This window comes from Streptomyces sp. NPDC031445 (assembly GCF_055581365.1).
On the sequence record NZ_JBVIJO010000007.1, the window covers coordinates 80,161 to 101,927 of the forward strand.

Annotated in this window: 15 protein-coding genes; 7 read left to right on the forward strand and 8 right to left on the reverse strand. The window is 73.5% G+C overall.

Annotated features, from left to right (window positions below; genetic code table 11):
- Positions 1 to 37 precede the first annotated feature (37 nt).
- Positions 38 to 445, reverse strand: coding sequence for a roadblock/LC7 domain-containing protein (locus ACZ5DC_RS19745; protein WP_468654313.1), 408 nt, complete (start codon positions 443 to 445; stop codon positions 38 to 40).
- Complete coding sequence (locus ACZ5DC_RS19750; RefSeq protein ID WP_468654315.1) at positions 442 to 2,280, reverse strand: sensor histidine kinase; 1,839 nt, start codon at positions 2,278 to 2,280, stop codon at positions 442 to 444. Before ACZ5DC_RS19750 ends, ACZ5DC_RS19745 begins: the two co-directional genes overlap by 4 nt.
- Positions 2,281 to 2,749: 469 nt before the next feature.
- Between ACZ5DC_RS19750 and ACZ5DC_RS19755 the strand changes: the two genes are divergently transcribed.
- Positions 2,750 to 3,601 (forward strand): hypothetical protein, encoded by an 852-nt coding sequence (locus ACZ5DC_RS19755; protein ID WP_468654867.1) that lies wholly within the window; start codon positions 2,750 to 2,752, stop codon positions 3,599 to 3,601.
- A gap of 249 nt (positions 3,602 to 3,850) precedes the next feature.
- Positions 3,851 to 7,225 carry a pyruvate carboxylase gene (locus ACZ5DC_RS19760; RefSeq protein WP_468654869.1) on the forward strand — a complete coding sequence of 1,125 codons (3,375 nt, stop codon included), beginning with the start codon at positions 3,851 to 3,853 and terminating at the stop codon, positions 7,223 to 7,225.
- Positions 7,226 to 7,500: 275 nt separating this feature from the next.
- Here ACZ5DC_RS19760 and ACZ5DC_RS19765 read toward each other — a convergent pair whose 3' ends face one another.
- The 4 genes from ACZ5DC_RS19765 to ACZ5DC_RS19780 form a co-directional block, all read right to left on the reverse strand.
- On the reverse strand, positions 7,501 to 7,983 hold the full coding sequence (locus tag ACZ5DC_RS19765) for a hypothetical protein (RefSeq protein ID WP_468654317.1): 483 nt from the start codon (positions 7,981 to 7,983) through the stop codon (positions 7,501 to 7,503).
- Positions 7,984 to 8,077: 94 nt separating this feature from the next.
- Entirely contained in the window at positions 8,078 to 8,854 is a 777-nt protein-coding gene (locus ACZ5DC_RS19770) for a polysaccharide lyase family 7 protein (RefSeq protein WP_468654319.1), read from the reverse strand.
- A 121-nt stretch (positions 8,855 to 8,975) separates the two neighbouring features.
- A complete protein-coding gene (locus ACZ5DC_RS19775) occupies positions 8,976 to 9,275 on the reverse strand; it encodes a hypothetical protein (protein ID WP_468654321.1) in 300 nt (99 codons plus the stop codon).
- Between the two features lie 198 nt (positions 9,276 to 9,473).
- The gene (locus ACZ5DC_RS19780) at positions 9,474 to 10,481 is read right to left on the reverse strand and encodes a Ppx/GppA family phosphatase (RefSeq protein WP_468654323.1); all 1,008 of its coding nucleotides are present in this window, start codon (positions 10,479 to 10,481) and stop codon (positions 9,474 to 9,476) included.
- 345 nt (positions 10,482 to 10,826) lie between these two features.
- Between ACZ5DC_RS19780 and ACZ5DC_RS19785 the strand changes: the two genes are divergently transcribed.
- Positions 10,827 to 11,981, forward strand: coding sequence for an FAD-dependent oxidoreductase (locus tag ACZ5DC_RS19785; RefSeq protein WP_468654325.1), 1,155 nt, complete (start codon positions 10,827 to 10,829; stop codon positions 11,979 to 11,981).
- Positions 11,982 to 12,164: 183 nt separating this feature from the next.
- Entirely contained in the window at positions 12,165 to 14,705 is a 2,541-nt protein-coding gene (locus ACZ5DC_RS19790) for a discoidin domain-containing protein (protein WP_468654327.1), read from the forward strand.
- 19 nt (positions 14,706 to 14,724) lie between these two features.
- Here the strand turns inward: ACZ5DC_RS19790 and ACZ5DC_RS19795 are convergent, their stop codons facing one another.
- Entirely contained in the window at positions 14,725 to 15,669 is a 945-nt protein-coding gene (locus ACZ5DC_RS19795) for a helix-turn-helix domain-containing protein (protein ID WP_468654329.1), read from the reverse strand.
- A gap of 132 nt (positions 15,670 to 15,801) precedes the next feature.
- On the opposite strand from ACZ5DC_RS19795, the gene ACZ5DC_RS19800 reads away from it, so the two are divergent.
- Positions 15,802 to 16,143, forward strand: a complete 342-nt coding sequence (locus tag ACZ5DC_RS19800; RefSeq protein WP_468654331.1) for an ANTAR domain-containing protein — start codon at positions 15,802 to 15,804, stop codon at positions 16,141 to 16,143.
- Between the two features lie 57 nt (positions 16,144 to 16,200).
- Here the strand turns inward: ACZ5DC_RS19800 and ACZ5DC_RS19805 are convergent, their stop codons facing one another.
- On the reverse strand, positions 16,201 to 17,367 hold the full coding sequence (locus ACZ5DC_RS19805; protein WP_468654333.1) for an amidohydrolase: 1,167 nt from the start codon (positions 17,365 to 17,367) through the stop codon (positions 16,201 to 16,203).
- Between the two features lie 142 nt (positions 17,368 to 17,509).
- Between ACZ5DC_RS19805 and ACZ5DC_RS19810 the strand changes: the two genes are divergently transcribed.
- A complete protein-coding gene (locus ACZ5DC_RS19810; protein WP_468654335.1) occupies positions 17,510 to 18,973 on the forward strand; it encodes an aminotransferase class I/II-fold pyridoxal phosphate-dependent enzyme in 1,464 nt (487 codons plus the stop codon).
- A gap of 459 nt (positions 18,974 to 19,432) precedes the next feature.
- Positions 19,433 to 21,715, forward strand: a complete 2,283-nt coding sequence (locus tag ACZ5DC_RS19815; protein ID WP_468654336.1) for a catalase — start codon at positions 19,433 to 19,435, stop codon at positions 21,713 to 21,715.
- The last annotated feature ends 52 nt before the right edge of the window (positions 21,716 to 21,767 follow it).

Sequence of the window (21,767 nt, forward strand, 5' to 3'; positions counted from 1 at the left end):
GGGCGGCCCCCGGCCGGCCGGTCGCTGTCCGGTCGGCTCATGACGTGCGGGGCGGAGCGGTGAGGTGCTCGCCGAGCTGCTCCACCAACTCGCTCATGTTGTGGCCGACGACACCGGCGTCCGCGTCCTCCGTGGCGACCACGGCCAGATGGGCGCCGTCGCCCGCTTCCACGATGAACAGCACGCCGCCGTAGAACTCCGTCATCGCCGAGCGGACACCGCCGCTGCCGTCGCCGAACTCCACGGACGCGCCGTGCGAGAGCGACTGGATGCCGGCGGCGATCGCGGCGAGCTGGTCCGCCTGGTCGACGCTCAGCTCCGGCGTGCGGCACAGCTTCAGCCCGTCCCGGGACAGCACGAGCGCGTGCCGGGCGCCCGGGGTCCTCTCCAGCAGGCCCTCCAGGAGCCAGGTGAGCTTGTCGTCGGCGGTGGTCGGGCCGGTCATGAAGTGGTGTCGCCTTCCGGGTACGCGTGCGGGTGGGAGGGGGCGGGGGAGCCGTGTTCGCCGGCGCCGTGCGGGGACTCGCCGGCCGGCACACCGTCGCCCGGCGGCGGGGTGGCGGCCCGCTCGTCCGGTGCCGTGGTGTGCGCGGGGTCGGTGGTGCGGTCACGGGACCGGTCCGGTGCCGGATCCGCCGGGGTGGATCCTGGGCGGCGGGTGCCCGGTGCGGGCGGACGCACCGCCTGGCGGAAGCTGCTGAAACGGGCGGCGCGGGTCCTGCCCGGGTCGGCGGCGGGGGCCGCGGGGGGTGCCTCGGCGGCCCGGGACGCGTGGTGCCGCGGGTCGTCCCGCGCGATGCCGGGCTCGGCGCCGGCGGCCGGTGCGGTGCGGTTCCCGGCGGTGTCCGTCGCGGTGGCGTGCGTGGCATCGTTCGACGCGGGGCGCGGTGCGTCGGCGGCCGAAGCGGTGCCGTGGTCCGCAGTGCCGCGGGCCGTACGGTGCCCGGTTGTGTCCGGCGTCGTCCGGGCGCGTTCCGCCCGGGCGAGGGTGCGGCCCCGGCGACGCCTGGGCAGACCGGCCGGGCCCTCCTCCGACGGCGCGGCGGGCTCGTGGGCGACGCCGGTGTCCACGGCTTTTCGTACCGGCGCGGAAGGGGCGCTCTCCGGCCGCGGGGCCGCGGCGGACGGCTCGGCGGCCGAGGGGGCGGGGCTGGTCAGGATCTCCTGCGGGATGAGCAGCAGCACGCCCGTGCCGCCGCGCGCCGACGGCCGGAACGACACCGTGAGTCCGTGCTTGCGGGCGAGGCGGCCGACCACGGCGAGTCCGAGCCGGGTGCCGGTCAGACCGCCCAGCTCGAAGACGTCACCGGAGACCGCCCGCTCGGCGCGGCGCAGCTGCACCTCGCCCATCACCAGCCCGCTGTCCTCCACGGACACGATGACCCCGGCCGGCACCTCCTCCACGTAGACGTGGACCTCCGCGGTCGGCGGCGAGAAGTTGGCGGCGTTGTCGAGGAGTTCGGCGAGCGCGTGCATCACGCCCTCGGCGGCGTGCCCGGCGACGGCGGCCTCGCTGACCGAGTGCACCCGCACCCGCCGGTACCCGGCGATCCGTCCCATCGCGCCCCGCAGGATCGACTCCATGCCGATCGGCCGCGCCCAGCGGCGGCCCGAACGCGCCCCGGTGAGCACGGCGACGGAGTCCGCGAGCCGGCCGGCCTGGGCGGTGCGGTGGTCGAGGTGCAGCAGGTCGGCCAGCACGTCCTCGTCGGTGTGCCGGTCCTCCATCGCCCGCAGGTCGGCGAGGGTGGCCGTGGCGAGGGCCTGCATCCGGGCGGCCGCGTTGGAGGTCGCGGCGACCACGGCGGCCCGGTCCCGCCGGGCCCGCTCCAACTCGCCCGTCAGACGGGCGTTCTCCTTGGCCAGCCGGTTCAGCTCCCGTGCCCCGTCCTCCTCAAGGCGTGCGCGTTCGGCCGCGAAGGACTCCGTGAACTCGGCGCGCTGCTGCGCGAGTTCGTCGATGAGCCGCTGCTGCTCCCGGCGCGCCTCCTCGGCCGTACGGGCCTGCTGCTGGAGCAGCCGTCCGACGTCCTGGGTGACGCTCTCCAGCCGGCGCCGGGTGCCGCGCGCGGTCCGCAGGGCGTGCGCGGCCGTGGCGACCGCCGCGCTGAGCAGGACCGCCGCCGCGCCCGCGCCCGCGGCGAGCGGAGTGCGCACCGAGTCCGGCGCCGCCGCCACGGCCGCGCAGACCACGAGTGCCGACAGCACACCGGTCACGGCGAGGGCGGAGACGAACGTACGGAGGGAAGGTCGGTCGCCGGGATGCGTGGGCGCGGTCATCGGTCCGGTCTGGTCCTTGCGGCGGAGGCGGCAGGCTGGGGCGGGGCTGGCGGGAACATCGGGTGGGTGAGACGTGACACCGGTGGTGAACTGGCCGTCACTATACGAGAGTTCGTGATCGAAACAGAAAGGTTCCGTGCCTGTTCACGTCCGCGGTACCGAAAAGCGCCCGTCTCCGAGGACGGTTCCGCGGCGGCGCCGGTTGCCTCCCGGCCCCGGATTTCCGCGCCGTACGCCTGTGGGCCTTCCCACACCGGCGCGCCCCCGCGACGGATCTTGACGCCCGCCTCCCGGCTCGCTGGACTGCACGGGTGACGGGTCGGACCGGAGCGATCGGCGCATCCGTACGATGACGCCTGAAGCGGACGTATGACGGACGAAACGCCTCGCACGGTCGGACCGCCGGGCGCGAGGTGAAGGGGGCGGTGTGCGTGACGGGGGAACCGACGGCGGCGGGCTGCCGCACCTCATGACCGCTGAAGGGCGCACCCCGCGCGTCCGTCCGCTGCTCGCGCGGCTCGCCCGGTTCACCGGGCGGACGCTGTGGGGCGAGTGGCACGCCGTCGTCGTCGACCCGGTACGGCGGCTCGCGCGGCGCGGACTGTCCGGGCTGCTGCTGGCCTTCGTCGCCGCGTCCGGCGTCGTGTTCTTCCACGACATCGCCCAGCACCCCACCGGAGCGCTGTGGGTGGAGCGGCTCGGCGGGGTCCGGGCCGAGCTGCCGCTGTGGCTGTCCCTGCTGCGCACCCCCGTGTCGCTGTACGTCCCCGCGCTGGACCTGCCGGTCTGGGCCGGCATCACCCAGCTGTTCCTCGCCTTCGCCCTCGCCGAACTGACCCTGGGCCGGGCCCGGACCCTGGTGATCGCCTACGCCACCACCCTGGCGGGCACCCTCACCGCCCGCCTGATGATCGCGCTCGGGCCCGGCTGGTGGGGGTTCGGGCTGCCGCCCGAGGCCGGGCAGGTCCTGGACACCGGGCCCTCGGCGGCCGTGGTCGGCCTGTTCACCTACCTCTCGGTGGTCCGCCGCGCGCCCGTGGTGTTCACGCTGACCGGCGGCTCGATGGTGTGGGAGTCCATCGCCGTCCCCAACCTGGCCGGCCGCGAGCACCTGATCGCGGTGGCCGCGGCGCTCCTGCTCGGCCTGCTGAGCGGCCGGGGAGAGCGGTTCCGCTCCGCCGTACGGTCCCTGTGGCCCGCGCGCCGACGGCCCTCGCGCACACCCCCGCCCGCCCCCGGCCCCACTCCGGCGGCCGACCGCCCCGGAAACGCCCAGACCAAGGTCCAAGCGCATTGCCTCGAACGCCAGGCCGGCCGGTGACGCCCGACCCGCTCGGCGACGGCCGGCTCGTTCCGGCACCGGGCGGGGGCCGGCACCGGCCGTGACGCGAGGCGTCCGGCCTCCCGGGGCATCGCGACGCGGCGCGCCCGTGTGGCGCGGCCCACCCCGTCAGTGTGATGGTTTTCGCACATCGACCCGTGCGGGCACCCCCTAGGGTGGCCGCGAGTACGGCAGGTGTGGCTGACACCAGGGTGTTCGTCGCCGGCAGGCAGCTGAAGGGAATCCATGATGTTCCGCAAGGTGCTGGTCGCCAACCGTGGAGAGATCGCGATCCGCGCGTTCCGGGCGGGCTACGAACTCGGCGCGCGCACCGTCGCCGTGTTCCCGCACGAGGACCGCAACTCGCTGCACCGGCTGAAGGCCGACGAGGCGTACGAGATCGGGGAGCCGGGGCACCCGGTGCGGGCCTACCTCTCCGTCGAGGAGATCGTGGGCGCCGCCCGCCGGGCGGGCGCCGACGCCGTCTACCCGGGCTACGGCTTCCTGTCCGAGAACCCCGAACTGGCCCGCGCCTGCGAGCAGGCCGGCATCACCTTCGTCGGCCCCAGCGCGGCCACCCTGGAGCTGACCGGCAACAAGGCCCGCGCGGTCGCCGCCGCCCGCGCCGCGGGCGTGCCCGTCCTCGGCTCCTGTCAGCCCTCCACCGACGTGGACGAACTGGTGCGCGCCGCCGAGGAGATCGGCTTCCCCGTCTTCGTCAAGGCGGTCGCCGGCGGCGGCGGGCGCGGCATGCGCCGCGTGGAGGACCCGGCCCAGCTGCGCGAGTCCATCGAGGCCGCCTCCCGCGAGGCCGCCTCCGCGTTCGGCGACCCGACCGTCTTCCTGGAGAAGGCCGTCGTGGAGCCCCGCCACATCGAGGTGCAGATCCTCGCCGACGGCGAGGGCAACGTCATCCACCTCTTCGAGCGGGACTGCTCGCTCCAGCGCCGCCACCAGAAGGTCATCGAGCTGGCCCCCGCGCCCAACCTGGACCCGGAGCTGCGCGACCGGATCTGCGCCGACGCCGTCCGCTTCGCCCGCGAGATCGGCTACCGCAACGCCGGCACCGTGGAGTTCCTCCTCGACCGCGACGGCAACCACGTGTTCATCGAGATGAACCCGCGCATCCAGGTCGAGCACACCGTCACCGAAGAGGTCACCGACGTCGACCTGGTCCAGGCCCAGATGCGCATCGCCTCCGGCGAGACCCTGGCCGGCCTCGGCCTGTCCCAGGACACGGTCACCCTGCGCGGCGCCGCACTCCAGTGCCGCATCACCACCGAGGACCCCGCCAACGGCTTCCGCCCGGACACCGGCCGGATCAGCGCCTACCGCTCCCCGGGCGGCTCCGGCATCCGCCTCGACGGCGGCACCACCCACGCCGGTACGGAGATCAGCGCGCACTTCGACTCGATGCTGGTCAAGCTCACCTGCCGGGGCCGCGACTTCCAGGCCGCCATTGGCCGGGCCCGGCGCGCGGTCGCCGAGTTCCGCATCCGCGGCGTGGCCACCAACATCCCGTTCCTCCAAGCGGTCCTGGACGACCCCGACTTCCAGGCCGGCCGGATCACCACCTCCTTCATCGAGCAGCGCCCGCACCTGCTGACCGCCCGCTCCTCCGCCGACCGCGGTACCAAGCTGCTCACCTACCTCGCCGACGTGACGGTGAACCAGCCGCACGGCCGGCGGCCCGACGTGCTCGACCCGCTGACCAAGCTGCCGCCGCTGCCGGCCGGCGAGCCGCCCGCCGGCTCCCGCCGGCTCCTCGTGGACCTCGGCCCCGAGGGATTCGCCCGGCACCTGCGCGAGTCGCCGACCATCGGCGTCACCGACACCACCTTCCGCGACGCCCACCAGTCCCTGCTCGCCACCCGGGTGCGCACCAAGGACCTCCTCGCCGTCGCCCCGGTCGTCGCCCGCACCCTGCCGCAGCTGCTCTCCCTGGAGTGCTGGGGCGGTGCCACCTACGACGTCGCGCTGCGCTTCCTCGCCGAGGACCCCTGGGAGCGGCTGGCCGCCCTGCGCGAGGCCGTCCCCAACATCTGCCTCCAGATGCTGCTGCGCGGCCGCAACACCGTCGGCTACACCCCGTACCCGACCGAGGTCACCGACGCCTTCGTGCAGGAGGCCGCCGCCACCGGCATCGACATCTTCCGCATCTTCGACGCCCTGAACGACGTCGGCCAGATGCGGCCCGCCATCGACGCCGTGCGCGAGACGGGCACCGCGATCGCCGAGGTCGCCCTCTGCTACACCGCGGACCTCAGCGACCCGTCGGAGCGCCTCTACACCCTCGACTACTACCTGCGCCTCGCCGAGCAGATCGTCGAGGCCGGCGCCCACGTGCTCGCCGTCAAGGACATGGCCGGCCTGCTGCGCGCCCCGGCCGCCGCCAAGCTCGTCTCGGCGCTGCGCCGCGAGTTCGACCTTCCCGTGCACCTGCACACGCACGACACCGCCGGCGGCCAGCTCGCCACGTACCTCGCCGCGATCCAGGCGGGCGCCGACGCGGTCGACGGCGCGGTGGCCAGCATGGCCGGTACGACCTCCCAGCCGTCGCTGTCCGCGATCGTCGCCGCCACCGACCACTCCGAGCGGCCCACCGGCCTGGACCTCCAGGCGGTCGGCGACCTGGAGCCGTACTGGGAGGGCGTCCGCAAGATCTACGCCCCGTTCGAGGCGGGCCTCGCCTCCCCGACCGGCCGCGTCTACCACCACGAGATCCCCGGCGGGCAGCTGTCCAACCTGCGCACCCAGGCCGTCGCCCTCGGCCTCGGCGACCGCTTCGAGGAGATCGAGGCGATGTACGCCGCCGCCGACCGCATCCTCGGCCGTCTGGTGAAGGTCACCCCGTCCTCCAAGGTGGTCGGTGACCTGGCCCTGCACCTGGTGGGCGCCGGGGTCGGCCCGGACGCGTTCGAGTCGACCCCCGACAAGTACGACATCCCGGACTCGGTGATCGGCTTCCTGCGCGGCGAACTGGGCACGCCGCCCGGCGGCTGGCCGGAGCCGTTCCGCACCAAGGCGCTTCAGGGGCGGGCGGCGCCCAAGCCCGCGCCCGAGCTGTCCGCCGAGGACCGCGAGGGGCTGGCGAAGGACCGCCGGGCCACCCTCAACCGGCTGCTGTTCCCCGGCCCGGCCCGCGAGTTCGAGACGCACCGCCAGTCCTTCGGCGACACCAGCGTCCTCGACAGCAAGGCGTTCTTCTACGGCCTGCGCCCGGCCAAGGAGTACGCCGTCGACCTGGAGCCCGGCGTCCGGCTGCTGATCGAGCTCCAGGCGATCGGCGAGGCCGACGAGCGCGGTATGCGCACCGTGATGTCCACGCTCAACGGCCAGCTGCGGCCCATCCAGGTCCGTGACCGTGCGGCGGCCTCCGACATCCCGGTGACGGAGAAGGCCGACCGCTCCGACCCCGGCCATGTCGCGGCGCCCTTCGCCGGCGTGGTGACCCTGGCCGTCGCCGAGGGCGACGAGGTGGCGGAGGGTGCCACGATCGCCACCATCGAGGCCATGAAGATGGAGGCCACGATCACGGCCCCCAAGGCGGGCCGCGTCTCCCGCCTCGCCATCAACCGCATCCAGCAGGTGGAGGGCGGCGACCTCCTGGCGGAACTGAGGTGAGCGGGGGCCTGGGCCGCCCGCGCGTGAGCTGACCCCGGCCGATGAGGTGGCGCGGGCGGGGGAGGAGGTCCGGGTCGTGCCGGGCGGCGGACGCGGCGCTCGGCACGTGCACGGCCCGCCCGCGGACGGCCACGGAGGTGCGCAGCAGTGTGCCCCGGTCGGTGTTCGACACCCACAGGGCATCCAGGCGGAGCCCGACGCCGTTGGCGCCGAAGCCGCGCGCCGCCGGGAGCGGGCGCCGCGTCCTTCGCCCACGCCGAGGGCCTGGCCCCTTGTCAGTCCCAGAGCGGATACGTCATGACCTGCTTGAAGCCCTCCGGACGACCCTCCTGGTAGGTGAGGCTCATCCGGCTGAAGCGCTGCACGTCGGGGTGCTTCTTCCAGGGCTCGGTGTCTTCGAGCCGGACGGTCACCGGGTACGCGTGGAAGGAGCCGGCCGCGCAGTACGGCTTGCAGTCGTTGACCATGTTCGTGCCCACCGCGGTGGCGCCCTCCGGACTCCACTTGGTCCAGTGGAGTCCGGTGAGACGGCTGTTTCCGTCGCCGCAGGCCAGGATGAAGTCGCCGGGGCGGACGGTGCGGTTGAACAGGCAGTCGACCAGGACCGGCTGCGACGCACCGGCGTGGGACGGCGAGGCGCCGGCACGTGTCCGCGTCGAGTCGGTGACCGGCGGACTGGCCGTTGCCGTGGTCATGGCCGCTGTCAGGAGGGCTCCTGCCGCCAGGAGGACCGCCGTTCCCGTCACTGATCCGCGCATGGTCGCTCCCACCCGTCGTGCTGTGTCCGACCGCGTGCACCCGACGCTACGACCGTCCCGCCGTTCGCACCAGTCGCGCAGGTCGGGCCGTGTGTCAGCCGTGCGAGACGGTCAGCCCGTAGAAGGCCACGCGGGCCCCGTTGGTGGTGCTGTCCGAGGAGGACTGGTTGTAGGAGCCCGCCTTGAAGTACTGCTTGTACGGCTTGAAGGAGGACGGGATGGCGTAGTGCGTGGTCGTGCCGTTCACAGTCAGGTCGATGGTGTTCCCGCCGGAGACGGCGATGGTGTAGGTCCAGGTCTTGCCGATCGACACGTGCCCGACGGGGTGCTGGGTCTGGCCGCCGTCCGGCGAGTCCTCGGTGCCGAGGACGATGTCCCCGTTGGCGCGGTAGTACAGCTCCACCAGCGGCTTGGTGGAGGAACCGCCGGAGCCGAGGTGGATCTGGCCGACGCAGACGTTCTTGGTCACGGACACCACGCGCAGCGTCGCGCTCAGCCGGTGGCTGCCGCTGAGCGCCCAGTCGGCGGCGGAGCCGTCGCGGTTCATCTCGCGCAGTTCGGAGCGGGCGTACTGGGAGTTCGGCGTGGTGACGCCCTTCTCGGGCGCCCAGAACGTCATGGCGCCGTCGCGGGTGTCGGTGTAGAAGTACGCGTCCTGGTAGCCGTTCGCGCCCTGGAGCCGCGACGACGGGATGGTGGTGGGCTTGCCGGGGGAGCCGACGGGTTCCTGGAGCTGCCACACGGACAGGTCGAAGTTGCCGCCGGGCGCGACACGCGGGTCGGCCGCGTCCGCGCCGCCGGTGCCGAGTGCGGTGAGGGCGAGGGCGAGCACGGCGGTGGCCGTCGCCGCGGGTATCCGGGATCGGGTCATGTGGGGGGTCCCTTCTTCGGACCGGATGCGGGCCGGGTGCGAAGCGGAGAAGCGTTCATGATGGTGATCGTTCATGATGGTGAACGCTGAACTCATGCTTGTTCGCCGGTGACCCGAGAAGTTAAAGGTCTGAACCAGACACGTCAAGAGTCGGCGTCCGGTTCGCACGCGGACGCCGGTCCCTCACCAGGAGCCCTTCCGTACCACCGTCGCCCTCGGTGATCTCGGCGACCTCGGCGGATCCCTCGCCCGCGAGCGTGCCGGTCTCCTGGTCCTCGGAGGTGCTCGCGCAGTCGTAGTAGTAGGGCGGCGGCGCGGGCGCGGCGAGGGCGGCCGGGGCCGGCAGCGCCCCGGCGCCCGCTGTCAGCGGGCCGGGGCAGAGGGCGGTCACGGTCCGGCGGCACGTGGTGCGAGCGCGCATGAGGTGTCCCTTCCGGTGCCCGGCGGATGGGCGGGCGGGACGCTGATCCGGCCCCGGCCCCACGCGGGAGCGTTCCACCCGGCCGGCCGCCCTGAAGCACCGCTCATCCGAACGGGGACGGCCGGTGGGACCACCGGGGCTCTCCCCGCGCGCGGCGAACCGTCAGGAGAACCCCCTCGAACGCCCCGTGACCGCCCGTCACGGGGACGGGCTCGCGATGCGGAGCGGCGCCGCGGGGGCCGGCGCGGTGGCACCGGTCCCGCCGGTGGCGTCCGCCCACCAGTCGGCGCCGTCCTCGGCGTAGCGCAGCAGCACGCCCTCGCGGATCGCCCAGGGGCAGACGACGGCCCGGGGCAGGCCCATCAGCTTCAGTGCCGTGTGCCCGACGACCGCTCCGGCCAGGCTCTGGGCGGCGCGCGGCGCGGAGATCCCGGGCAGCTTGGAGCGCTCGGCGGCAGGCAGCCCGGCGAGGGCGTGCACCGCCGCGCGCAGGTCCCGGCAGGCCAGCTCACGGTCCACGAAGGGACCGAACCGGCCCGGCGCGGCCCCGCACAGCCGCGCCAGCTGCTGGAACGTACGGGACGTGACGGCGGCGGTGCGCGGACGCTCCCAGCGGATCCGCGCGGCCACGTCCCGCAGTTCATGGCGGATACGGCGGCGCAGTTCCTTCAGCTCGCCCGGCCCGGGCGGATCCTGGAGGCCCAGATGCTCCCGGGTCAGCCGGCTGGCGCCGAGCGGCAGGGACGCGGCGAAGTCGGGCAGCCGGCCCCGGCCGAAGGCCACCTCCAGCGAGCCGCCGCCGATGTCGAGCAGGGCCAGGGGACCCGCCTTCCAGCCCAGCCAGCGCCGCGCCGCCAGGAAGGTCAGCTCGGCCTCCGTCTCACCGGGCAGGGTGCACATGCGGATACCGGTGCCGGACGCCACCCGTTGCAGCGCGTCATGGCGGTTGGGGGCGCCGCGCACCACCGCGGTCGCGAAGGCCAGCGGGCCCGCCGCGTGCCACCGCCGGGCCGTGGCGCCCGCCGCGGCCACCGCCTTCACCAGCCGCTCCACCGCCTCGTCGGCGATGGTGCCGTCCGGGCCGACCTGTTCGGCGAGGCGGAGCTTCCACTTGACGGTGTGCACCGGCAGCGGAACACCGCCCTCCACATCCGCGATCACCAGTCGGACCGTGTTCGACCCCGCGTCCACCACACTCACCCGCATGGCGGGGACGTACCCAGTTCCCCGGCAACCACCCTTCACACAGGGGGCGTGCCGGCGCACGGCGCACCCGGCCGCGTGTCTCAGGAGCGGCTCGCGCGGCGGTCGGAGGCGGACCGGGAGCGTGAGGCGCACGGGCCGGGAACCAGCGGACGCCCGCCTCGCACCAGGTTCACCCGAGGGCCGGTTACCGCGGTGGCGGCCGTCAGACCACGTGCCCCGCCAGGCACTCGGGAGGGCCCGCGTGTCCGGATACCGGCCCCGTGTGTTCCGGGCGGCCCCACCGCTGCCCTTGGATGGTCACGGCCACGGTCGGTGCGCGCAGCGGCGGATGAGGGAGCGGACGCGATGAGGGTACTGGTGATCGGCGGTGGCATCGCGGGGACCGCGACCGCGCTGGGCCTGCACAAGGCCGGTGTCGACGTCACCGTCTACGAGGCGCACCCGGACACGGCCGAGGACATCGGCGCCTTCCTCACCCTGGCGAGCAACGGCATGCGCGCCCTGGCCGAGCTGGACGCCACGCAGGCCGTCACGGCCGTCGGTTTTCCGCTGACTTCGCTGCGGCTACTGGACAGCCGGGGCACCGAGCTCGCGCACGCACCGCTGGGCGAGGCGGACGACCCCGCCCTGCGCTACCGCTGCCTGCGCCGCGGTGAGCTGAACGCGGCCCTCCAGGGCGAGGCGGTCCGCCGCGGCGTCCGGCTGCGCCACGGCGCCCGGCTGGTGTCCGTGACGGACGGCCCGTACGACGTCACCGCCCACTTCGCCGACGGCTCGACGGCCACCGGGGACCTGCTCATCGGCGCCGACGGCCTGAACTCCACCGTGCGCGGCCTGCTCATGCCCGGGGTCCGGCCCGGGTACGCCGGCCGGCGGGTCTACTACGGCTACACCGCGAACGCGCCCGCACCCGGCCCGGACGGCGCCGTCACCATGGTGCGGGGCGCCACGACCGCCTTCGGGTACGCGGTGTCGCCGGCGGGGGAGGCGTACTGGTTCGCCCGCACCGGCGGCGGTCCGCTGTCCGCCGAGGACCTCGCCGCGCCGCCCTCCGTCCTGCGCGCGCAGTTGCTGCCGCTGCTGAGGGAGGACGACACTCCCGCCGCCGCGCTGGTCGCGGCCTGCGCCGACGCCGTCATGGTCACCAACGCCACGGAGCTGCCCCTCGGGACCGCCTGGCACACCGGGCGGGTCCTGCTCGTGGGCGACGCGGCACACGCGGCCTCCCCGGCGACCGGCCAGGGCGCCTCGATGGCCCTGGAGGACGCCGTGGTCCTGGCCAAGGCCCTGCGCGATCTGCCCGGTGCGGGGGCCGCGTGTGCCGGGTTCGAGCGGCACCGCCGTCCGCGGGCGGAGCGCAACATCGCCGTCAGCGGCGGCCTCACCCGCGGCACCCGCCCCACGCCCGGCACACCTCCTTCCGCCGCTCCGGACGAGCAGCTCATCCGCCAGCTCGCCTGGGACACCCCGCTGTCCGCGCCCCCGCCCGAGCCGGGCTGACCCGCGCCCCGCCGCGTGCGGCAAGCGGCCGAGCCGATCGCCGGGTGAGCGGGGGACAGCACCGGCCGTTGAAGGAATCTGGTGTCCGAAGGCTTGTGGGACGGTTGGTTCATCTCTTAAATCAAAGCATGAACTAAGCCGTGGGTCTTACCCGTTGCATCCCCACACGTCTGGAGCCGCCGCATGAGACTGAGAGCACTGGGCGCAGTGCTGGCCGCCACGGCCGCGCTGCTCGCCCTGCCCGCCACGCACCCCTCGGCCACCGCCGCCGAGACCCCCCTGTCCCAGGGGAAAACCGCCACCGCGTCGTCCGAGGAGAACGGCGGCACCGCCGCCGCCAAGGCCGTCGACGGCGACACCGGGACCCGCTGGTCCTCGGCCGCGAGCGACGACCAGTGGGTCCGGGTCGACCTCGGGAACACCGCCACCGTCACCCGGGTCGTCCTGAACTGGGAGGCCGCCTACGGCAAGGACTACAAGGTCCAGATATCCGGGGACGGCAATACCTGGACCGATCTGAAGTCCGTCACCGGCTCCGACGGCGGCGACGACACGCTCGACGTGTCCGGCCGGGGCCGCTACGTACGGATGCTCGGCGTGCACCGAGCCACCGCCTGGGGCTACTCCCTCTGGGAGTTCCAGGTGTTCGGCACCGCGGACGGCGCCCAGGCGGGCTGCGGCACCGCGAACGCGGCCCAGGGCAAGGCCGCCACGGCCTCCTCCACCGAGAACGCCGGCACCCCCGCCTCCGCCGCCGTCGACGGCGACACCGGGACCCGCTGGTCCAGCCAGGCCGCCGACCCGCAGTGGCTCCGCATCGACCTCGGTTCCGTCCAGGACCTGTGCAAGGTGGACCTGAACTGGGAGGCCGCCTACGGCAAGGACTTCCAGATCCAGGCGTCCTCCGACGGGCAGAGCTGGAACACCCTCAAGAGCGTCACCGGGGCCACCGGCGGCACGGCGTCCTACGACGTCAGCGGCTCCGGCAGGTACGTCCGGATCTACGGCACCGCCCGCGGCACCGGCTACGGATACTCCCTGTGGGAGGTCGCCGTGCACACCGGCGCCACCGGCGTCCCGCCCGTCCAGGGCGGCGGCGACCTCGGCCCGAACGTCATCGTCGTCGACCCCTCGACCCCGGGCCTGCAGCAGAAGTTCGACGACGTCTTCGCCAAGCAGGAGTCGGCCCAGTTCGGCACCGGCCGCTACCAGTTCCTGCTCAAGCCCGGCACCTACAACAACATCAACGCCCAACTCGGCTTCTACACCTCGATCTCCGGCCTCGGCCTGAACCCCGACGACACCCAGATCAACGGGGACATCACGGTCGACGCGGGCTGGTTCAACGGCAACGCCACCCAGAACTTCTGGCGTTCGGCGGAGAACCTCGCCCTCAAGCCCGTCAACGGCACCGACCGCTGGGCCGTCGCCCAGGCCGCGCCCTTCCGCCGCATCCACGTCCAGGGCGGCCTCAACCTCGCTCCCAACGGCTACGGCTGGGCCTCCGGCGGCTACATCGCGGACTCCAAGATCGACGGCACGGTCGGCCCGTACTCCCAGCAGCAGTGGTACACCCGGGACAGCTCGGTCGGCGGCTGGACCAACGGCGTGTGGAACATGACCTTCACCGGTGTCCAGGGCGCTCCCGCCACCAACTTCGACAGCGGCCCGTACACCACCCTGGACACCACCCCGGTCTCCCGCGAGAAGCCGTTCCTCTACCTCGACGGCTCCGCCTACAAGGTGTTCGTCCCGGCCAAGCGCACCAACGCCCGGGGCGTCTCCTGGCCCGCGAACGCCGGTACGTCGCTCCCGCTCGACCAGTTCTACGTCGTCAAGCCCGGCGCGACCGCCGCCACCATCAACCAGGCCCTCGCCCAGGGCCTCAACCTCCTGTTCACCCCCGGCGTCTACCACCTTGACCAGACCATCGACGTCACCCGGCCGAACACCGTCGTCCTCGGCCTCGGCCTCGCCACCCTCGTCCCCGACAACGGCGTCGACGCGATGCACGTCGCCGACGTCGACGGGGTGCGGCTCGCCGGGTTCCTGATCGACGCGGGCCCGGTCAACTCCGACACGCTGCTGCGCATCGGCACCCCCGACGCCGGCGCCGACCACTCCGCGAACCCCACCACCATGCAGGACGTCTTCATCCGCGTCGGCGGAGCCGGGCCCGGGCTCGCGACCAACTCCGTGGTGGTCAACAGCGACGACGTGATCATCGACCACACCTGGCTCTGGCGCGCCGACCACGGCAGCGGCGTCGGCTGGGACACCAACCGCGCCGACTACGGCCTGCGCGTGAACGGCGACGACGTCCTGGCCACCGGCCTGTTCGTGGAGCACTTCAACAAGTACGACGTCTACTGGAACGGAGAACGCGGCCGGACGATCTTCTTCCAGAACGAGAAGGCCTACGACGCCCCGAACGCCGCCGCCATCACCCACGACGGCATCACCGGCTACGCGGCCTACAAGGTCGCCGACTCCGTCACCACCCACGAGGCGTGGGGCCTGGGCAGCTACTGCAACTACACGGCCGATCCCTCGATCGTCCAGGCCCACGGCTTCCAGGTGCCGGTCAAGAGCGGGATCAAGATGCACGACCTGCTGGTGATCTCGCTCGGCGGCAAGGGCCAGTACGCGCACGTCGTCAACAGCACGGGCGCACCCACCTCGGGAACCGACACGGTTCCGTCCAAGGTGACGTCCTTCCCGTAAGGACACCGGCCGGCCGCCGTCAGCCGCCGGCCAGGCTCTCGTGCGGGGCCCTGCGGTAGGTGTCCCGGTACAGGGAGGCGAAGCGGCCCGGGTGGTGGAAACCCCACCGGGCCGCGATCTCCGTCACCGTGACCCCGCTGCCGGGATCGGCGGCCACCAGCTCGCGATGGGCATGTGCGAGCCGCACCCGGCGCAGCTGGGCCAGCGGAGTGGTGTCCAGATGGCGGCGGAAGGCGTACTGCAGCGCGCGTACCGTCACATGGGCCGCGGCGGCGATGTCCGCGACCGCGACGGGCTGGTCCGCGTGGTCGTCGATGTAGGCGAGCGCGCGCCGCAGCACCGCCGGGTGCGCGTCGGTGTCGTGGGCGGCGGCCTCGTCCAGCGCCGTGTTGGGGAACGCGGCCAGGACACTCGCCGCCAGATGCTGGGCGGCCGTGGCGGCGATCAGCGGCTGGTCCGCGATCTGGGCGTCGGACAGCACGTCGTCGCGCAGATGGGCGATCGTACGGGTGAGGTGGCGCGCCGCGGCGGCCGAGCGAGGCCGGTGCCCGGTCAGCCGTACCGGTCGCGAGCCGTCCCCGGCCACCTGGGCGAGCAGCGCGGGATCCAGCATGGTGATGTTGTAGCGGGCGTTGCAGATGCGGCCTTCGTACGGCAGGTCCGGCGGCGCGAACAGCACCGCGTCCCCCGGGCCGAAGGAGTCCTCGACACCCTGGAAGCCGTGGTCCCGCACGGTTCCCTCGTGCACGACGCACAGGCAGATCCGGCCCAGCGGTGACACCGAGTAGGACATCTCGAAGTCCAGCGCGAGTTCGTCGACGCTCACGCCGGGAATGCCGGCGCGGTGGATCTGGGCACGGGTCGAGCCGGACGTCCCGCTTCCGATGCGCATCCTGGCGTAGGCCCGGCTGAGGAAGTCCTCCGTCACGTCCAGGTCATGGCTGTCGAAGGTGAGTCTGTCCATGCCCGCCCGCTGCCCCCGAAACCCGCCGCCACGGCCCACCGACCAGCGATTTTTCGTTTTCTGTACGGCCTCTTGCCCTGTTGTTCGCCTGACGGCTGGTGCTCGGCGTCCGGGCTGCGGAGGGTGAGGCGCATGATCGGACCCGAGGAGCGGACGGACCAGCTGAAAGCACTTCAGGAGGAGGTGGAGCAACTGCGCCGTGCTCTCGGCTCGCACGCCCTGGTCGACCAGGCGATCGGCGTGGTCATCACCGTGGGCGGGCTGCGTCCGGAGCAGGGCTGGGACGTCCTGCGGCACATATCGCAGCACAGCAACATCAAACTGCGGGAGGTCGCGCGCTGCCTGGTGGAGTGGCCGACGCGCCGCCGGCTGCCCGAGGTGATCCGCCGGGCCCTGTCCGCCGCCGTGGAGGACGTGCGCGGCCGGGCGAAGGCCGCCGAACGAGAGGACGAACGCGAGGTCCGCTCCGGCTGACCGTCGTCCGGACGGCGGCACCGCGGACGGTGCGCGGGGCCGGCGGGACCGGGGCCGTCAGTCCGCCGTCAGATGCAGGTCCGCCCACGCGCGACCGCGCAGCTCCGCGTCCCCCAGGAGGTCCACCGCCGTGCAGGCCAGCGCCTCCACCACCGCCGTCAGCACACGGCGGGCCCGCTCCGAGGCCGCGGCCTCGGCGAACTCGGGCGTATGGTCGGAGCCGTCGGCGCCCATGATCGCGACGAACGGGTGGATGGCCGGCAGCCGGCCGCTGACGTTGCCGATGTCGGAGGAGCCCAGGTAGACGCCGGGCGTGGGCGCGGTCAGCGCGATCCCGGCGCGGTCCAGGTGCCCGGCGAACCGCTCGGACAGCACCGAGCTGTCCCGGAAGTGCTCGTAGCGCACGCTCGCGCGTTCCACCGTGACGGCCGTGCCGGTCGCCAGCGCCACCCCCTCCGCGGCGGTGCGCAGCTGTTCCGCCAGCTCGTCCAGGGCCGCCGTCGTGACCGCGCGCAGCCCGAAGCGGCCCTCGGCGTACTCCGGGACGATGTTCGTGGCCGTACCGCCCTGCGTGATGATCCCCTGGACGTGGGAGCCCTCCGGCAGCCGCCGCCCGAGCGCCGACACCACGTTGAACAGCTCGATCAGCGCGGCGAGCGCGTCGATGCCCTCCGTCGGGTCGCCCGTCGGGTGCGCGGCCCGGCCCCGGAAGCCGATCCGGTACTGCTCCTGCGCGGTCAGCGGCGCCCGCACCCAGTCGTACACCCCGGGGTGGAACATCAGGGCGGCGTCCACCCCGTCGAACACCCCGGCCTCCACCTCCAGGGCCTTGCCGCCACCGCCCTCCTCGGCCGGCGTGCCCACCGCGAGGACCGTGCCCCCGGTGCCGTCCCGCACGGCCTCGGTGACCAGGGCCGCGCCGAGGCCCGCCGCCGCGATCAGATTGTGTCCGCAGGCGTGCCCGAGGCCGGGCAGCGCGTCGTACTCCAGGGGGAAGGCCACCACCGGCCGGCCCTCGCCCGCGCGGGCCGTGAACGCGGTCGGCAGGCCCGCGGCCTCCCGCCGCACCGCGAACCCCGCGCGCTCCAGTTCGTCCGTGAGCAGCTTCGCCGCGCGGTGCTCGGAGAACGCGGTCTCCGGATCCGCGTGGAGGGCGGTCGCCACACTCCACAGCGCGTCGGCGCGGCGCTCGGTCTCCTCCCGGATCCGCTGGTACAGCGACACGAGACCTCCTGAGGGTTCGGCGGGCGTCTTCCGTGCCGGGGCCGGGTTCCACCGAACGGCCCCCTGACACCGGCCGCGTGTTTGGGGAGCGCGGCCGGTGCAACACGGTGGATGCGGCACCGACCAGCTCAGGAGGACTGCCATGGACCACTCTCGCGTACCCGTCCTGGAGGCTCTGCAGGAGTTCCGGCGGCGAGGAGACGTGGCGTACGGGCCCCCCGGGCACAAACAGGGCCGCGGCACCGATCCCCGGGTGGCCGAGATCATGGGAATGGACGTCTTCCGCTCCGACGTGCTCAGCCTCAACGGCCTGGACGACCGCCGCCAGTCCCAGGGCGTGCTGGAGCAGGCGCAGGAGCTGATGGCGGACGCGGTCGGCGCCGAGCAGGCGTTCTTCTCCACCTGCGGCAGCTCCCTGTCCGTGCGGACCGCGATGTGCTCGGTCGCCGGGCCGGGAGAGAAGCTGCTGGTGTCCCGCAACGCCCACAAGTCGGTCATCGCGGCGGTGATCATCAACGGCGTGGAGCCGGTCTGGGTGCACCCCAAGTTCGACGGCGAACGCCACATGGCGCATCCGCCCGAGGCCGACGACGTGCGCAACGGGCTGCGCGAGCACCCCGACGCCAAGGGCATGCTGCTGATCACGCCCACCGACTGGGGCACCTGCGCCGATGTGCGCGCGGTGGCCGACGCCTGCCACGCCTTCGACGTCCCGCTCATCGTGGACGAGGCGTGGGGCGCCCACCTGCCCTTCCACGACGGCCTGCCCGTCTGGGGCATGAACGCGGACGCCGACCTGGTCGTCACCAGCGTGCACAAGATGGGCGGCGCGATCGAGCAGAGTTCCGTCTTCCACCTCCAGCACGACCGGGTCTCGCCCACCGTGCTCAAACAGCGCGAGGACCTGCTCGGCACCACCAGCGCCTCCAGCCTGATCTACGCGGCCCTCGACGGCTGGCGGCGGCAGATGGCCGAACACGGGCACGACCTCTTGGACGCGGCGCTGCACCGGGCCGAGCGCGTCCGGGCCCTGCTGCGCGAGCTGCCGGGGCTGAAGGTGATGGGCGGCGAAGTGATCGAGGAGGGCCTGGCCGCCGAGTTCGACCCGCTGAAGATCGTCGTCGACGTACGCGACCTCGGTATCAGCGGCATGCAGGCGGCCGAATGGCTGCGCGCCAACTGCCACATCGACGTGGGCGGCTCGGACACCTGCCGGATCAGCGCCTCCATCACCCACGCCGACGACGAGGAGACCGAGAAGCTGCTCGTGGATTCCGTACGCTCCCTGGTGGAACGCGCGGACTCCATCGAGCGACGGCCCGCCGTGCACCTGCCCGAGCCCGGCGTCCTGGAACTGGAGCAGGCGGTGCTGCCCCGCGACGCCTTCTTCGGCCCCGCCGAGCGGGTACCCGCCGAGCGGGCCGTGGGCCGGATCGCCGCCGAGACGATCAGCCCGTACCCGCCGGGCGTGCCGGTCGTGGCACCGGGCGAGGTGATCACCGCGGAGGTCCTCGACTACCTGCGCAGCGGTGTCGCCCACGGCTTCCTCATCCCGGACGCGGCGGACTCCTCCCTGGAGACCCTGCGGGTCGTCGCGCGTCCGTGACCGGCGGACGGGGACCGTACTCCAAGGGGTACGGCCGCGCCCGTCCCGAACTGCGCCCGGCGGGGTCAGCGCCTAGGGTGGCGTGTGCGGGCGGCCGCCGGGTGGCCGCCTGCCCCGGGTCAAGAAGCCGGCCCTGCTGACCAACACGTCCTCGGCAGGGGGCACTTGGCCCTGCCGGTGGTCCCCGGGTCCGGACCAGCGCGTCCGGTGGGCCTCCCGCCCCGGCAACACGACAGGAGACGGCCCGACTTCACCCCGACCGGAAATCCACCGTGGTTCCCGGTTTCGGACGTCCCGGCCCGGGGACCTCGGTACGAGCCCCCGTCCCACCTCTTTCCATCGACATTCGCCCGGTACGACTCCGATGCCGGCCGTGCCCGGGTGCGGGCAGGCGCGCCTCGGACACGCACCTCGTCCCTGCCGGGCCCGCCCCCGTGACCAGTGAAGGAATCAGAACTGATGAGCGAGACGAATCCCCTGAAACGAGCGGCGGACAAGGTGGCGGACGCCCTGCAGGGCGGACCGGCCGGCCCCGAGGACGGCATCCCCGGCAAGCCGGGACCCAAGTCGCCGCCGGTCGCCGAGCCGACCGACCCCCATGAGCCGTACCCGCCCAAGCCCGACCAGAGCGGCCCGGCCACCGTCTCGCCGACCGGGCAGCCGACCGGCGCCGACCAGGCGCGGATGGCGCAGAGCGGCAGCTACCTGACCAACGCACAGGGCACCCGGCTCTACGACACCGACCACTCCCTCAAGGCGGGCCCTCGCGGACCGGTGCTCCTCCAGGACCACCACCTGCGCGAGAAGGTCATGCACTTCGACCACGAGCGCATCCCCGAGCGCGTGGTCCACGCCCGCGGCGCCGGAGTGCACGGCGTCTTCCGCAGCTACGGCACCGCCGCCAACGTGACCAAGGCGGCCTTCCTCGCCGAGGACGTCGAGACACCGGTGTTCGTCCGCTTCTCCACCGTGCTCGGCTCCCGCGGCTCCTCCGACACCGTCCGCGACACCCGGGGCTTCGCGACGAAGTTCTACACCAGCGAGGGCGTCTTCGACCTCGTCGGCAACAACATCCCGGTGTTCTTCATCCAGGACGCCATCAAGTTCCCGGACGTCATCCACGCCGGCAAGCCGCACCCGGACCGGGAGATCCCGCAGGCGCAGAGCGCCCACGACACCTTCTGGGACTTCGTCACCCTGCACACCGAGGCCACCCACCACACCCTGTGGAACATGTCCGACCGGGGCATCCCGCGCTCGTACCGCACCATGGAGGGCTTCGGCGTCCACACCTTCCGCCTGGTCAACGCCGCCGGGGAGACGACCCTGGTGAAGTTCCACTGGAAGCCGAAGCTGGGCGTGCACTCCCTGGTGTGGGAGGAGGCCCAGATCATCAACGGCGTCGACCCCGACTTCCACCGCCGCGACCTCTACGACGCCATCGAGGCGGGCGCCTACCCCGAGTGGGAGTTCGGGATCCAGACCTTCCCCGACACCCCCGACCAGACCTTCGAGGGCATCGACCTGCTCGACCCGACGAACATCGTCCCCGAGGAACTGGCCCCCGTACAGCCGATCGGGCTGCTCACCCTGAACCGCAACCCGTCGAACTTCTTCGCCGAGACCGAGCAGGTCGCCTTCCACGTCGGCCACCTCGTCCCCGGCATCGACGTCACCGACGACCCGCTGCTCGCCGGCCGGCTCTTCTCCTACCTGGACACCCAGATCACCCGGCTCGGCGGCCCGAACTTCCCGCAGATCCCGATCAACCGGCCGCACTCGCCCGTCAACGACATGCTGCGCGACGGCTTCCACCAGACGGCCGTCCACCGGGGCGTGGCCCCCTACCGCCCCAACTCCCTCGACGGCGGCTGCCCCTTCACTCCCGGCACGGGCCTCGAAGGCGCCTACGTCGAGACCCCCGTCCGCGTCCCCGAGGCGACCAAGGTCCGCGAGGCGCCCGAGTCGTTCCAGGACCACTTCAGCCAGCCCCGCAGGTTCTGGCTGAGCATGAGCCCGGTGGAGCGCGAGCACATCATCGGCGCCTACACCTTCGAACTCGGCAAGTGCTACGAACAGGCCATCCGGGAACGGGCCCTTCAGGTCCTGGCCAACATCGACCCGGAGCTGTGCGAGGGCGTCGCCGCCGGCCTCGGCCTGCCCGCGCCCGCGCCGACGGTGCCGCTCGTCGACGTCGAGCCCAGCCCCGCCCTCTCCCAGGTCGGGCACACCTGGCCCACCGACGGCCGGATCATCGGCATCGTCACCGGCCCCGACGGCGACCTGGACGGCGTACGCGCCGTACGCCAGCAGGTGCTGGACGGCGGCATGGTCCCGCTGATCGTCGCACCGGTCGGCGGCACCCTCGGCGACGGCGAGGACGCTCTGACCGTGCAGCGGACCTACGCCACCGCGCGCTCCGTGGAGTTCGACGCCCTGCTGGTGGCCGGCACCCCCGGCGTGGGCGCCGACGCCTACGGCGCCCGCGACGCCAAGGCCGGTCAGCCCAACGGCAGGGCGGGCACCCCCGACCCGCGGGTGGGGCTGCTGCTCGCGGAGGCCTTCCGGCACGGCAAGGCCATCGGCGCCGCCAAGGGCGGGGAGAGCGCCCTGGAGGCGGCCGGCATCCCGCTGGAGGCGCCCGGTGTCGTCGCCGACGACACCGCCACCGCCGTGCTCCAGCAGCTCACCCAGCTGCTCGGCGCCCACCGGGTCTGGGAACGCTTCCCGTCCGCCGCCTGACGGCCTCCGGGCAGTCGCCCGGACCGGCCGCCGTACGCGTCACGGCCCCGCG